Annotated in this window: 18 protein-coding genes; all 18 read right to left on the bottom strand. The window is 47.2% G+C overall.

Features of this window, described 5'->3' with window-relative positions; genetic code table 11:
- Positions 1-215 precede the first annotated feature (215 nt).
- A complete protein-coding gene (locus tag GCU44_RS08505) occupies positions 216-1,244 on the bottom strand; it encodes a sugar phosphate isomerase/epimerase family protein (RefSeq protein WP_154855880.1) in 1,029 nt (342 codons plus the stop codon).
- 196 nt (positions 1,245-1,440) lie between these two features.
- On the bottom strand, positions 1,441-2,655 hold the full coding sequence (locus tag GCU44_RS08500; protein WP_154855878.1) for a hypothetical protein: 1,215 nt from the start codon (positions 2,653-2,655) through the stop codon (positions 1,441-1,443).
- Between the two features lie 251 nt (positions 2,656-2,906).
- Positions 2,907-3,785: a cysteine synthase CysM gene (gene cysM, locus GCU44_RS08495; RefSeq protein WP_092174366.1), complete on the bottom strand. Its 879-nt coding sequence runs from the start codon at positions 3,783-3,785 to the stop codon at positions 2,907-2,909.
- A gap of 11 nt (positions 3,786-3,796) precedes the next feature.
- Positions 3,797-4,633, bottom strand: a complete 837-nt coding sequence (locus GCU44_RS08490) for a serine O-acetyltransferase (protein WP_092174363.1) — start codon at positions 4,631-4,633, stop codon at positions 3,797-3,799.
- 15 nt (positions 4,634-4,648) lie between these two features.
- Positions 4,649-5,227 carry a hypothetical protein gene (locus tag GCU44_RS08485; RefSeq protein WP_174238239.1) on the bottom strand — a complete coding sequence of 193 codons (579 nt, stop codon included), beginning with the start codon at positions 5,225-5,227 and terminating at the stop codon, positions 4,649-4,651.
- The gene (locus GCU44_RS08480; RefSeq protein ID WP_154855876.1) at positions 5,208-5,495 is read right to left on the bottom strand and encodes an FtsB family cell division protein; all 288 of its coding nucleotides are present in this window, start codon (positions 5,493-5,495) and stop codon (positions 5,208-5,210) included. The genes GCU44_RS08485 and GCU44_RS08480 overlap by 20 nt, the downstream gene beginning before the upstream one ends.
- A 124-nt stretch (positions 5,496-5,619) precedes the next feature.
- Positions 5,620-6,897: a phosphopyruvate hydratase gene (gene eno / locus GCU44_RS08475; protein WP_154855875.1), complete on the bottom strand. Its 1,278-nt coding sequence runs from the start codon at positions 6,895-6,897 to the stop codon at positions 5,620-5,622.
- Positions 6,898-6,917: 20 nt separating this feature from the next.
- Positions 6,918-8,009, bottom strand: coding sequence for a glutamine-hydrolyzing carbamoyl-phosphate synthase small subunit (gene carA, locus GCU44_RS08470; RefSeq protein WP_154855873.1), 1,092 nt, complete (start codon positions 8,007-8,009; stop codon positions 6,918-6,920).
- A gap of 126 nt (positions 8,010-8,135) precedes the next feature.
- Complete coding sequence (gene rplQ / locus GCU44_RS08465) at positions 8,136-8,765, bottom strand: 50S ribosomal protein L17 (protein WP_154855871.1); 630 nt, start codon at positions 8,763-8,765, stop codon at positions 8,136-8,138.
- A 6-nt stretch (positions 8,766-8,771) separates the two neighbouring features.
- Positions 8,772-9,761, bottom strand: coding sequence for a DNA-directed RNA polymerase subunit alpha (locus GCU44_RS08460; RefSeq protein WP_092174351.1), 990 nt, complete (start codon positions 9,759-9,761; stop codon positions 8,772-8,774).
- A gap of 32 nt (positions 9,762-9,793) precedes the next feature.
- On the bottom strand, positions 9,794-10,399 hold the full coding sequence (gene rpsD, locus GCU44_RS08455; protein ID WP_092174349.1) for a 30S ribosomal protein S4: 606 nt from the start codon (positions 10,397-10,399) through the stop codon (positions 9,794-9,796).
- A 17-nt stretch (positions 10,400-10,416) separates the two neighbouring features.
- On the bottom strand, positions 10,417-10,815 hold the full coding sequence (rpsK, locus tag GCU44_RS08450; protein ID WP_092174346.1) for a 30S ribosomal protein S11: 399 nt from the start codon (positions 10,813-10,815) through the stop codon (positions 10,417-10,419).
- Between the two features lie 15 nt (positions 10,816-10,830).
- Positions 10,831-11,208, bottom strand: a complete 378-nt coding sequence (gene rpsM / locus GCU44_RS08445) for a 30S ribosomal protein S13 (protein WP_092174343.1) — start codon at positions 11,206-11,208, stop codon at positions 10,831-10,833.
- 5 nt (positions 11,209-11,213) lie between these two features.
- Complete coding sequence (gene rpmJ / locus GCU44_RS08440; protein WP_092174341.1) at positions 11,214-11,330, bottom strand: 50S ribosomal protein L36; 117 nt, start codon at positions 11,328-11,330, stop codon at positions 11,214-11,216.
- Positions 11,331-11,383: 53 nt separating this feature from the next.
- Positions 11,384-11,602, bottom strand: a complete 219-nt coding sequence (gene infA, locus GCU44_RS08435) for a translation initiation factor IF-1 (RefSeq protein ID WP_073095415.1) — start codon at positions 11,600-11,602, stop codon at positions 11,384-11,386.
- A gap of 2 nt (positions 11,603-11,604) precedes the next feature.
- Positions 11,605-12,378: a type I methionyl aminopeptidase gene (map, locus tag GCU44_RS08430; RefSeq protein WP_154855869.1), complete on the bottom strand. Its 774-nt coding sequence runs from the start codon at positions 12,376-12,378 to the stop codon at positions 11,605-11,607.
- 2 nt (positions 12,379-12,380) lie between these two features.
- Positions 12,381-13,700: a preprotein translocase subunit SecY gene (secY, locus tag GCU44_RS08425; protein ID WP_092174337.1), complete on the bottom strand. Its 1,320-nt coding sequence runs from the start codon at positions 13,698-13,700 to the stop codon at positions 12,381-12,383.
- 3 nt (positions 13,701-13,703) lie between these two features.
- On the bottom strand, positions 13,704-14,150 hold the full coding sequence (rplO, locus tag GCU44_RS08420) for a 50S ribosomal protein L15 (protein ID WP_092174334.1): 447 nt from the start codon (positions 14,148-14,150) through the stop codon (positions 13,704-13,706).
- Positions 14,151-14,189 lie beyond the last annotated feature (39 nt).

Here is a 14,189-nt window from a genome sequence, read left to right as displayed (position 1 = left end):
TTTAGCAACGTTAAAATACAAAAAAGAAAACCCCGGAAAAAGCCTAAAAGTGACTATTTTCGGGGTTTTTAAATTAAATTACCTCTATTTAATTCATTGGATATCAGTTTTTTAGGGATTCAGAAAGAAGCCCTACCACCAATCGAGAAAACCGAGTGATACCCTCTCATCGGAAAGCTGACAAAGCCCTGTTGCCAGGGCTGGCGTTGGAAAGGTTACCCCAATAATTTTCGGCAGTGCTCCAGGCATTTCTGCACTTCCTTCACGGCATCGGAACCATCCGGAACAGCATACTCCAACTCAATGGTCGCAGGAAAACGGTACTTCTCGTCCCGAATCAGCTGCAAAATATCCTGAAGAGGCGTGTCCCCTTCTCCCCAAGGCAGGTTTCCTTTCCCATTGGCGGGAGTTTGCCGGTCTTTGGTGTGCATGCTCAGGATTCGCTTGTGTTGTTTTTTGAGCAAATCCATGATATCCGTATGACCGGCAGCGACGTAATGGCCTGCGTCAAAATTCAAGCCGTTTGCAGGACTTTGTGCCAACGCGGTGTCCCAAAAATCAAAGGTCTGTTGTTCGTGCCCATGGTAACCGACGGCCATCCGGTGGGTTTCTCCCATTTTCCCCAACTTCTGCGTATGGGCATCGTTGGAGGGGTGTTCCAGGGTCACGTGTGAAGCCCCTAGCGCTTTGGCGGCTTTCATGCCGTACGCAATTTCCGCGTCGGAATTGCCCTGTCCAAATGCAGCCGGCTTAAACGCATAAATGCTGACACCCGCATCCTTATATATTTTTTTCAACTTTTCGAAGGACTTGAAATCCGTCTTGGACCGCCATTCGGCAACCAGTTCCCCATATGCTTCCGATTCCTTTTGCAATTCCTGCAATTCCTTGCGTTCATCGGTGCTTAGCGATTCTCCCCGGCGTTGCTTGCCCATAAGCTGGTAAAACTTCCTTCTGTCAAGCGTCGACGCTGGCATCCCCGCAAAGCTTTCGGCAGGACCACCCATCAGTTCTATGGCATTGATGCCGCTTTCGGTGACATAGTTCAAGGTCGCTTCTGCACTTTGGTCGGGCATGGAGCGAAACGAGTAGGTAATGCACCCAATCTGCACTCCGTTTATCTTAGAATTCGGTTTGTTGTAGCTTCGGATAATGGACGGAGCTCCTTGAAGCCAGGAAGGAGAAAGGCTTACGCCTACCAGTCCCAGCGTGGATTTGATCAAAAAAGATCTTCGGTTTTCCATGGGTATTGTTATTTTATTTGTGTGGGAAAGTTAGTTGCAAAAATTGAAAAAAGGAACCAATTTCTACCCAATATGCAAAATACAGAAAACGACCGATTCCAATGGCCGCCTCCAATTCTCTCCAAGGCTACCTCCCCCGTCCAACTGGAACCGCTTTTTTTCCGCTGCACGGCATGCCGAAGGATAAACTCCCGACCTATTTTTTCGTTTTTTTGTGAAACTCCGCAAAAATTTGCTGGATGGCATCCCTGTTTGCCTCGAGATCCAGCCCAACCTGTGCTGCAAGGCGTTCCACATCGGGTTCTTTTCCGGCATTTAAGTCAGGCAGGGCCAATCCAATAAACGCATTGAGCTTCTCCAGCTCTTCCTCCACCTCCGGATCCTCCTTCTCAAACAGCAGTTCATACGGCATCAGTTCGATTTCCCGTTTTAATAGCTCCTCTGTGGCAGTGAGCATGGCCGGACGCAGGTAAATATCGGCTTCTTCTTCTACGGGAAGTCGGTGCTTCCGAAGGGCTTCGGCCAATACTGCATATCCCCGCTGTGTCATGGCGGTAACCTGTAAAAAACGTTCTTCACTATCGTAATAGGCCGCTGCAAAATGGGGTTTCCCCTCCCAATCTTTGAGGCGTATTCGGTATACGGACGCCACCTGATCCACCAAAAAATCCTTTTCCATGGAGGCTACGGGAACTTCCTGCTCTTCTATTCCAAAAATGATCAATTCCAATACTTCTCCCTCGTGAACGGTCAATGGGTAGTTGGACCGTGCAAACAGCATCATGTAGGGCACCGGATTTTTCGCGACATCGGCGAGTAATTCCTCTTCCGAAGCGATCATTGGATTCAGTTCGGTAGCAAAGAAGAAAATATCGTCTGCGGAAAAGCTCTGGAAACCGGATATAGATCCAAAGGTTTGCCAGCAGGCGCCATTGTAGCCAATCAGATTAAACCATGTTTCCATTTCCCCCTGTTGGGCCAAAATATGGCTGATCCCGGTCGAGTAAAGCAGGTACTCCTCACCGGTAAAAAGATCTTCCATGGAATAAAAATCTTTTTCCGGACTATCGAGAATCCGAGAGAAACTAAATTTCCAGGGGGTCTCCGCCTGCTTCCGCAACCAATCCCGGTCCTCTTCGGGCATTCTGGAAATGGCCGCATGGTTTACGTATTTGTGAATAAGCCCGCCTGCTTTCATTACCCGGTGCACAATGTACTGCGACTTGAGCATGTTTAGCCAACTTTTATCCATATCGGCAGAAATGTGCCGATACGAACCCAGCCGCAGGTCCGCTTCTTTTCCGAGTTTGTCCTTATCTGCTGCGTAATACACGAGAAACTCGTCGATAATTCGTGCGGTGAAATCCGAATTCGTCTGGCATTCCTTCTTTAGGGCAGGGTAATCTTTCATAGGTGGAAATATACGGGTTTTGTCTACGCCGACCAAGGAATTTGCTTTCAGGGATCGTTTCCATTCCTGAAAGGAAATACACCGCATGGGTCGACAGGGATCTACCCTACACTTGTACCTGTAATGAAGGTCGAAACCGCCGGATACGAGCTATTTCGGTTGGGTAGGCTTTCCTGGTCAGAGCGGAAGGGGCAATCCCTGATACACATCAAACCTACCCATGTCCGCAGTGAATGCCGATTTTGCGGCCATCAGCCGAAAAGATCCGAACTCAGGTAGCGATCGCCTCGATCGCAGGTAATACACACGATCAGTCCCTCCTCCAGTGTTTTGGAAAGCTCCATTGCTGCATGCAGTGCGCCCCCGCTACTCATTCCCGCCAGGATACCTTCTTCGCGCGCCATGCGACGGGTCATGGCCGTGGCCTGTTCCTGACTCACGTCAATCACCTGATCCACCCGTTCCGGTTCAAAAATTTTTGGGAGAAATTCCGGAGACCACCTGCGGATACCGGGAATACTGGATCCGTCTGTGGGTTGGGTGCCGACGATCTGAATGGCAGGATTTTTTTCTTTTAAGTACCTGGATACCCCCATGATGGTGCCAGTGGTCCCCATGGCCGAAACAAAGTGGGTGACCTTGCCATCCGTGTCCCGGTAGATTTCCGGTCCGGTGGTTTGGTAGTGTGCGCGGTAATTGTCCGGATTGGCAAACTGATTCAACATAAAATACCCCTCCGATCGGGCCATTTCCTCTGCCAGCGTTCGCGAATGCTCGATGGTTTTTTCAGCGGGAGTTAAAATCACCCGGGCCCCATAGGCTTCCATGGATAGAATGCGCTCTTTGGTAGAGTTATCCGGCATGACCAAGGTCATCTCTACTCCCAGCAAATTGGCCACCATTGCCAGGGCAATTCCGGTATTGCCCGACGTGGCTTCTACCAACCGGGAACCTTTCCGAATGTCCCCACGGTCAAGTGCCGCACGAATCATTTGATAGGCCGCGCGATCCTTAACGGATCCTCCGGGATTCTGGCCTTCCAATTTGCAACGGATGTTAACCCGGGGATTTTCGGGAATAGTCTGTAGATCGATTAAGGGCGTATTCCCGATCAACTCAAATAACTTCATAGGCTGGAAAATCAGGCGTCACTTTTCAACACGTAAAAATCTGTGAGGTTGGAAGAGCCGTCGTAGATTTTGGTTTGGTAATAAATCTTGCTTTTGGCCGGGATACTTTTGGTCAGCCATACGTTGCCGCCGACCACGCTTCCCTGACCGATGACGGTATCGCCGCCGAGTATGGTGGCCCCGGCATAGATGACCACGTCGTCTTCGATCGTCGGGTGTCGTTTTTTGTCCGCATCTTCTTTGTTTACGCTTAAGGCACCAAGGGTAACGCCCTGGTAGATTTTCACACGGTCTCCTACGCGTGTGGTTTCACCGATCACAATTCCCGTTGCATGGTCTATGCAAAAATACCGGCCAATTTTAGCGCCAGGATGGATGTCTACCCCAGTTTTGCTATGTGCGTATTCGGTGATCATTCGGGGGATTAAACCAATGCCCAGCGTGTGCAACAAGTGAGCGATCCGGTAGGCAGCAATCGCATAAAACCCTGGGTAACAACGAATTATTTCCGTTTTGGATTTGGCGGCTGGGTCTCCCTCAAACATCGCCTGCAGATCTTCGTGCACGCGCTCGAAAACCTCCTTTTCCAGACGGTCAAAAAAAGCATCGGCAAGCTTTTCACCATCGCCTTTGTGAAGGGCTTCATTATTTTTTAAAACTTTCCGAAGTTGCACCTGTAAATCAAAAAATTTCGATTCGAGATTCCCGCGTTCGCGGTAAATCTCATGCGCATGTTCCGGGAAAAGCATCCCCAGGACCTCATCGAAAAACCGGTTGATGACTTTGGGTGAGGGACATTCCGGACAGTGATTGTGAGCTTGATGCAAGCGATCTATAAATGAATCCATGCTTTTTTCGTAGCTTTAAAATACAAAACCCACTCTGATCACATATGGTTCACTGTATGGCGACCTTATGTTATCGTAGGAAAAGTTGTAGAGCAGCATGAAATTAATACCACCGCGCTCCCCAAAGGGGGTAAAATAACCTGCTCCGCCAAATAAACCGGGTACCCAGTCACGGCTTATCACAATTTCATTCGTATTGGGAATCAGGTTGGCTACTTCGACGTTCAGGGCCTCATACTCGGCATGCAAAAAGAATCGTGGGAGCACGTTGTATCGGTTGAAAATCCTGCCTCCGTAAATGTGCGCGTCCGCATTCGGAACAAACCGATTGTTTAAATATTGGTAGGTAGCTCCCAGACCTGCAGAATACTTATCGGTGATCATGGCTCCTGCAAGGGGAGAAATATCCACAAAAGTGACCGTACCAAACTGAAGGCTGAAATTACCACCAAAATACACCCGCTCTTCCAATGGTGGATTGTCTTCGGGATAAATGACCCGTTGGGCCATCGCGGGAAACGCAGTTCCCATAAAAAAAAGAAACACCAACGATACACCCGATAACGGCAGGTATTTACTCTTCCACAACAACATAGAGATCTTCCGTTTTCCGTTTCATCAAATAGCGCTCCCGCGCAAATTTCTCGAGTAGTTCGTAATTGCTGAGCAATTCCTCTCTTTCCGCCTTAATTTTTTCCTTCCGCTCCTGGTAGAATTCCCGTTGGTTTTCCAAATCGCTCAATTTGGAACGGAGTTTAAAATGGCTGATGATGTCATTGCTGTCAATAAAAACCATCCAGACAATGAATAAAACGGTAAATACGAAGTAGAAGTTTTTGGTATATTTCAAATACTTGGCCATGGTCCGCTTCGAAGTTTGTACAAATATATCAAAAGAAAAACAAAAACCCCTCACGGTTGCCTCCGCGTGAGGGGTTTTCATGGTAACCGATCCGTTTACCCGTAAAAACGGGGATCCGCTGGTATTAAAACTTCAAGCCTGGAAAATAAGCCGCATCGCCCAACTGCTCTTCAATACGAATCAATTGATTGTATTTAGCCATTCGATCCGAACGGGAAGCCGATCCCGTTTTGATCTGCCCGGTATTGAGTGCCACGGCCAGATCGGCAATCGTGGAATCTTCGGTTTCACCGGATCGGTGAGACATCACGGATTTGTATTTGTTTCGGTGGCAAAGGTCCACGGCGTTGATGGTTTCGGTAAGCGAACCGATCTGGTTTACTTTTACCAGCAAGGCGTTGGCCACGTTTGCATCGATTCCTTTCTGCAATCGCTCCACATTGGTTACAAAAAGATCGTCACCTACGATTTGGATTTTATCGCCGACGGCTTCGGTCATCATTTTCCAACCTTTCCAATCGTCTTCCTGCATGCCGTCTTCGATGGATTTGATCGGGTATTTGTTCACCCATTCTGTCCAGTAATTGACCATCTGCTCGGAGGTGAGCTCATCACCGGTAGATTTCTTAAACACGTACAAATCGCGCTCCTCGTCATAAAACTCCGAGGAGGCCGGATCCATGGCAATAAACACATCCTCTCCGGGTCGGAAACCGGCTTTCTCGATGGCTTGCAGCACCACTTCAATGGCTTCCACGTTATTTTTGAGATCTGGTGCAAACCCTCCTTCGTCCCCTACATTGGTCGAGAGGCCTTTGGATTTCAATACGGCCTTCAGTTCGTGAAAAATCTGTGCACCCATACGCAGCGATTCGGAGAAGGAAGAAGCGCCGGCGGGCATCACCATGAACTCCTGAAAATCAATCCCATTATCGGCGTGGGAGCCTCCATTCAGGATGTTCATCATTGGAACGGGAAGTGTATTGGCATTTACGCCTCCAATGTACCGGTACAGGGGTTGCCCGGACTCCATGGCAGCAGCTTTGGCTACGGCAAGCGATACCCCAAGGATAGCATTGGCTCCCAGTTTGGATTTATTTTTGGTGCCGTCCAGGCTAATCATGAGCTGATCAATCTGGTTCTGCTCAAAAATATCAAAACCAACCAGTTCCGGGGCGATCACATCGTTTACATTGGCCACTGCTTTCAACACACCCTTTCCCATGTAGACGCTTTTGTCTCCGTCTCGTAACTCTACCGCCTCGTGCACACCGGTAGAGGCGCCGCTAGGAACAGCGGCCCTTCCGAAGGCTCCGTTTTCTGTAAATACATCTACTTCTACCGTGGGGTTGCCCCTGGAATCTAAAATCTGTCTTGCGTGAATGGATTGTATCAATGTCATAACAAAATAAGGTTAATGATTTAGTTCTGTATTAGGGAGATAAATTGTTCAAAGAGGTATCGGGAATCGTGCGGCCCGGGAGCGCTTTCCGGATGGTATTGTACGGAAAACGCACGTTTGTTTTTCAGTTTGATCCCGGCTACCGTGCCGTCGTTTAGGTGCAGGTGGGTAATCTCAAGTTGATCGTTTTGATCAATATCCTCACGGGTAACCACAAACCCGTGGTTTTGAGACGTGATTTCACTCTTTCCGGTAAGCAGGTTTTTGATGGGATGATTCAATCCCCGGTGACCGTGGTGCATTTTATAGGTAGAAACATTGCAAGCCCTGGCGAGAATCTGATGCCCGAGACAGATCCCAAAAAGCGGTTTGTCTTGTTCCAGAATTTCTTTGGTGGTCGCAACCGCATACTCCATAACGGCTGGATCACCGGGTCCGTTGGAAAGGAAATAGGCATCCGGATGCCAGGCTTCCATATCGGAAAAGGAGGTCTTTGCAGGAAACACCTTGCAATACACACCACGATCAGCCAGGCATCGCAGGATATTCCTTTTGATACCATAATCCACACAGGCTACTCTGATCGGGGCATTTTCATCTCCGAAAAAATAGGGCTCAGTGGTGGATACGGTGGAAGACAACTCCAGGCCATTCATATCCGGCACCCGTGCCAATTCCGATTTCAACGTTTCCAGGTCGTCAAACTCAGAACTAATGATCGCATTCATCGCCCCTTTGGAACGGATGTGCCTTACCAACTTACGGGTGTCTACGTCAGCTATTCCGGTGATTCCGTGTCGTTCCAGGTACTCTTGAAGGGATTCTGTGGCATCCAGACGGCTATAGATCTCGGAAAAATCGTTGACCACAATCCCGGCGATCAAGGGCCGATCAGACTGTTGGTCCTCATCAATCACCCCGTAATTTCCAATATGCGGGGTGGTGTTGACGATGATTTGTCCGGTGTAGGAGGGATCGGTATATATTTCCTGGTATCCCGTCATTCCAGTATTGAAGCAGATTTCTCCGCCATTGGTTCCATGGCTACCTACCAGGCTTCCGGTGAAGACCGTTCCATCTGCTAAAAGAAGGGTGGCTTTTTTCTTGTTCATATCAATTTTTGATAGGCAAATTTAAGAATTTTCTAAGTAGTAGAAAGCATTCAACCAAAAGGATATAAAAAAGGGATTGAACCTAACGGCCAATCCCTACTTTTTTTCACGCATTGGGAGCATAAATTATTCAGACTTTTTGTCATCCTCCTTTCCACCGCCATCCTGCTCCTCGGAGGCCTTAGGCTCGTCAGCAGCAGTGGCCTCAGGGGCTTCTGAAACCGGAGTTTCGGAAACCACTTCATCGCTGCCTTCGGTCTTCGTGGATTTACTTTCTGATTTCTCGGCTGTTTCCGCAGCTGCACCGGTGCCTGCAGTATCACTGCTCTTACCTGATCCTCTTCTGCTTCTCCTTCTACCGGCTTTTTTGGCTGGCTGCTCTTCCTTCAACATCAATTCGTTGAAGTCAACCAATTCGATGATGCACATTTCGGCATTGTCCCCGAGCCGATAGCCGGTTTTGATAATGCGCGTATAGCCTCCCGGACGATTTCCAACCTTCTCTACTACCTCTCCAAAGAGGAGCTTGATGGCTTCTTTATTTTTGAGGTATCCAAAAGCTACCCGGCGGTTGTGGGTGGAGTCTTCTTTTGCTTTGGTGATCAGGGGTTCTACGTATTTCCTCAGCTCCTTGGCTTTGGCAAGGGTGGTACTGATCCGCTTGTGTTCCAAGAGAGACTTTGCCATATTCGATAGCATGGCCTTTCTATGTGAGGCGGTTCTACCCAGATGGTTAAATTTCTTACCGTGTCTCATTTTTAATTATTCTTCATCAAGTTTATACTTAGACAGATCCATGCCAAAAGTCAAGCCTTTTTCCTGGATCAACTGCTCCAATTCGGCCAGTGATTTTTTTCCGAAATTCCTAAACTTCATCATGTCAGAAATCTCAAGTTTGGCCAAATCACCGAGGGTCTTCACGTCCGCAGCTTTAAGGCAGTTGTAGGCCCTTACTGACAGATCCAGATCACTAAGCGAAGTTTTGAGCAACTTCCGCATGTGCAGGTATTCCTCATCAATTGGTTCAATCGCTCCGCTACCGGGGGCATCGATCACCATGGTCTGATCGGAAAACAACATAAAATGTTGGATCAGAATTTTAGCCGATTCCTGCAGGGCCTTTTCCGGATGGATTGACCCGTCGGTACTCACCTCCATGATCAGTTGCTCATAATCCGTTTTTTGCTCCACACGGGTGTTTTCAATCCTGTATTTTACGTTTTTTATGGGCGTAAATATCGCGTCCACCGAGATGGTGCCATATATTTGCTCCTTTGGTTTGGACTCTTCCGCAGGCAGATATCCCCGACCCTTATCGATGGTGAGTTCAATCTCCAGGCTTTTGGAATCGTCCAGGTGACATATGACCAAATCAGGGTTCAATACCTCGAAGGAAGTCGTGAACTTAGCGATATCACCTGCCGTAAATACATCCTGGTTTTTTACCTCCACCGTGATCTTGTTGTCAATCGCGTCGTGAATCTTCTTAAACCGAACCTGCTTAAGATTAAGAATGATATCGGTAACGTCTTCAACCACTCCTTCAATACTAGAGAATTCATGCACCACACCTGGCAGTTTGACCGCAGTGATGGCATATCCCTCCAGTGAAGACAAAAGAATCCTTCGAAGGGCATTACCTATGGTTACCCCGTATCCTTTTTCAAGTGGCTTGAAGGTAAACAGACCGTGAAAATCGTCTGCTTTTTCCATTACCACTTTCTCTGGCATTTGAAATGCTAATATGGACATATCTTTAATTCTTTTTATAGGAATGTAAATGATTACTTAGAGTACAATTCTACGATCAGCTGCTCTTTGATGTTCTCGGGGATATCTTCCCGCAAAGGAACGCTCACGAACTTTCCGCTGAGGGATCCATTGTCCCATTCCAACCAGCTATACCGGGTTGTACCTCTTCCTCTAAGACTTTCTGTAATCGCTTCCAGGGATTTGGACTTTTCTCTCACAGCCACCACATCACCTGGCTTCAATAAAAATGAAGGAATATTCACCACGACTCCATTTACAAGGATGTGTTTGTGAGAAACCAACTGCCGTGCTCCTCTTCGGGTGGGAGAAATCCCCAACCGAAACACGGTGTTATCCAGTCGGGCTTCCAAAAGTTGCAACAGGTTTTCACCGGTTACCCCTTTCTTTCGGGAAGCAATGTTAAACATGCGCGCAAATTGCCGCTCCAATACCCCGTAGATGTATTTGGCTTTTTGCTTCTCCATAAGTTGGATGGCAAATTCGGACTGCTTCTTTCGTCTACCCCTCCCATGCATACCAGGAGGATAATTTTTCTTTTGAAGCACTTTGCTATGCCCTTCGATGGGCTCGCCAAACTTTCTGGCAATTTTTGCTTTGGGACCTCTATATCTAGCCATGCGTATCTTTCTTTAAATTAAACTCTTCTGCGTTTGGGAGGGCGACAACCATTGTGCGGCAGTGGAGTCACATCCGTAATGGTGGTCACATCCAAGCCTACATTCTGTAAGGTTCTAATAGCGGATTCCCTACCGGCACCCGGACCTTTGACGAAAACTTCTACCTTCCGTAGTCCGAGATCATACGCAACCTGACCGCAATTCTGCGCAGCCATCTGAGCTGCATACGGCGTATTCTTCTTTGATCCTCTGAATCCCATCTTACCGGCAGAAGCCCAGGAAATCACCTGACCTGAGGTATTCGTGATGGAAATGATGATATTATTAAAGGAAGCCTTGATATGGGCCTGTCCCACCGCTTCTACTTTAACAACCCGCTTTTTAGCTTTGGTCTTTTCGTTTCTTTTCTGAGCCATAATCTATGTCAGGATTTATTTAGTCGCTTTCTTCTTATTGGCAACAGTTTTTCTCTTACCTTTTCTGGTCCGGGCGTTATTTTTTGTCTTTTGTCCCCGCACAGGTAAACCCTTCCGGTGACGCAAACCCCTGTAACAACCAATATCCATCAACCTTTTGATACTTAACTGTACTTCAGATTTAAGTACACCTTCGGTCTTGTATTCCTCGGCAATGATATTTCTGATGGCCGTTGACTCATCATCGTCCCATTCACCAGCCTTCTTATCCAATGAGATACCGGCCTTCGTTAGAATGGCCCGGGCAGTACTCCTTCCAATACCAAAAATATAGGTAAGGCCTATTTCACCACGTTTATTGTCGGGTATATCGACACCTGCAATTCTAGCCATAGTTATTAACCTTGTCGTTGTTTAAATTTCGGATTCTTCTTGTTGATCACATAAAGCTTTCCTTTCCTCCGGATTACCTTACAGTCAACGCTTCTTTTCTTAACAGATGCTTTAACTTTCATATCAATACTTATTTTCTTTACACTAACCTGTTGATCACATTAAGCCACTGGGCTTACTTGTAGCGGTAAACAATCCTGCCTTTAGAAAGGTCGTAAGGAGACATTTCCAGCTTCACCTTGTCCCCGGGCAATATCTTGATGTAGTTCATCCGCATTTTACCAGAAATATGTGCAATCAACTGGTGCCCATTTTCCAATTCAACTTTGAACATTGCATTGGACAATGCTTCAACGATAGTCCCGTCCTGTTCTATAGATGCTTGTTTAGCCATAATTAACGTTTAAAATTCTCTTCTATAAACCGATGCGTCGTCAATATTTCCGTCCGGTCTTCAAATATCGCAACCGTGTGCTCAAAATGGGCAGATGGCTTGCGGTCTGCCGTGCGGATGGTCCAACCATCTCGTTCCTGCACCACATTGCGCGTCCCCAGATTCACCATGGGCTCAATCGCAATCACCATCCCTCGCTGTAACTTGGCTCCACTGCCTCGCTTCCCCCAATTGGGTACCTCGGGGGCCTCGTGAAGTGAACGACCTAAGCCATGTCCGACTAACTCCCGAACTACGGTATATCCCTTCGCTTCGATAAATTTTTGGATGGCGTGACCGATATCACCCACACGCTTGCCATAAACCGCATTTTCGATTCCCAAATACAGGGATTCTTCGGTCGCCTTTAAAAGTGTGGTAATTTTAGGAGAAACTTCACCAACAGGGTAAGTATAAGCGGAATCGCTATGAAAACCTTGGTGAAAGACTCCACAATCTATCGAGATTATATCGCCATCTTTCAATTGATACTGACCGGGGAATCCATGAACAACTACTTCGTTCACTGAGATACATAGCGAAGAAGGAAAACCATTGTATCCTTTAAAGGACGGAACCCCTCCATGATCTCGTATAAACTCCTCGGCAATCTTGTCTAAAAAAGCGGTCTTTACCCCTTCTTTTACATATTTGGCAACTTCACCGTGGGCTTTTCCCAGGATCTGTGCACTTTCTTTGATTATCTCAATTTCCTCCTCGCTTTTAAACTGTATCATCGTTAAGCTACAGCGAAACTGGAAGGATCATTCTTCATGTTTCCACTTTTCATCATTCCTTCGTAATGCCTCATCAGCAGATAGCTTTCAATTTGGCGTAGGGTATCCAGAATCACCCCAACCATAATCAACAGCGACGTTCCCCCGTAAAACTGCGCAAATTCACCACTTACTCCTGCAATAATTGCAAATGCCGGCATGATAGCTACAAGGGCCAGCAAAATGGAACCGGGCAGCGTTATCCTGGAGATAATATTATCGATGAATTCAGAGGTAGGTGCGCCAGGCTTGATACCTGGAACAAATCCGCCGTTCCGTTTCATGTCTTCGGCAATCTGCTCCGGATTCACTGTGATCGCTGTGTAGAAGAAGGTAAACAGAATGATCATCACCGCGAATACCAAATTGTATTGCCAAGAGGTGAAATCACTAAACGTGGTCCCAATGTACGAAGCAATGTCACTTGTTTCCGCCCAAATCTGTGCGATCAACGCAGGCAAAAACATTAACGACTGCGCGAAAATAATCGGCATCACCCCTGAAGCATTTACTTTTATTGGAATGTATTGCCGCTGTCCTCCATATACCTTGCCGCCGACTACTTGCTTGGCATACTGCACGGGAATCCGTCTGACCGCTTCGGTAAGGGCTACTACACCTACCACCACAAAGAAAAGAACAACTGCTTCCAGAATAAGGAGGAGAATTCCCCCACCACCCTTAGATAAGCTTTCTGAGATGATTGCGCCGGGAAGTGCCGAAATGATACCGATCATGATCAGCATGGAAATACCATTTCCGATGCCTTTTTCGGTAATTTTTTCACCAATCCACATACAGAACATGGTGCCAGCTGTAAGCAATATCAAGCTGGAAACCATAAACAAAACCTTGCTTTCTACAACGATTGCCTCGTCAGGAATGGTGGCCGTAATGTAGCCAATACCTTGCGCAAATGTTATCAGGATGGTTAAAACGCGGGTTATCTGATTGATCCGTTTTCTACCGGACTCACCCTCTTTTTGCAGTTTTTGGAAATAAGGTACCCCAACAGTCAACAATTGCAATACAATTGATGCAGATATATAGGGCATAATACCCAAACCAAATATGGAAGCCCTGCTGAAAGAACCACCCAGAAAGGTATCAATCAATCCGAAAATACCGGAGGCGGCTTCTCCAAGACGACTTGGGTCCACACCCGGGAGGACCACAAACGAACCAACCCTGAAAACGATAAGCAAACCTACCGTGTTCAGGATTCTAATTCGCAGATCCTCAATCGAAAAGATGTTCTTTACTGTTGTAATAAACTTTTTCATGAATTAAATCTTATTTACAGATCCTCCGGCCTTTTCGATAGCAGCAACAGCCGATGCGGAGAAATTGTGCGCACTTACGTTGATTTTGGAAGTAAGTTCGCCTCTTCCGAGGACTTTTACAAGATCTTTCTTGGAAACAAGTCCATTTTGGTGCAACAAATCAAAATCGATGGTATCCACGCTCAAGTCGGTAGCCAGCTGCTGCAGGGTATCCAGGTTGATGGCCTGGTAAGCCACGCGGTTGTGGTTGGTAAACCCGAATTTAGGAATCCTTCGCTGCAAGGGCATCTGACCACCCTCAAAGCCCAATTTCGACTTGTAACCGGATCGGGATTTAGCCCCTTTGTGACCTCTGGTAGATGTGCCGCCTCTGCCGGAACCCTGCCCTCGGCCAATCCTTTTTCTGGACTTAACGGAGCCTTCCGCAGGCTTTAATGTATGTAATTTCATTTTGATTGAGTTTTCGAATGGTGTAACGCGTACGAAGTG

It is taken from the genome of Cyclobacterium xiamenense (assembly GCF_009467825.1).
GTDB lineage: Bacteria > Bacteroidota > Bacteroidia > Cytophagales > Cyclobacteriaceae > Cyclobacterium > Cyclobacterium xiamenense.
The sequence above is the reverse complement of the archived record's forward strand: the minus strand, read 5'-3'. Positions and strand labels throughout refer to the sequence as shown.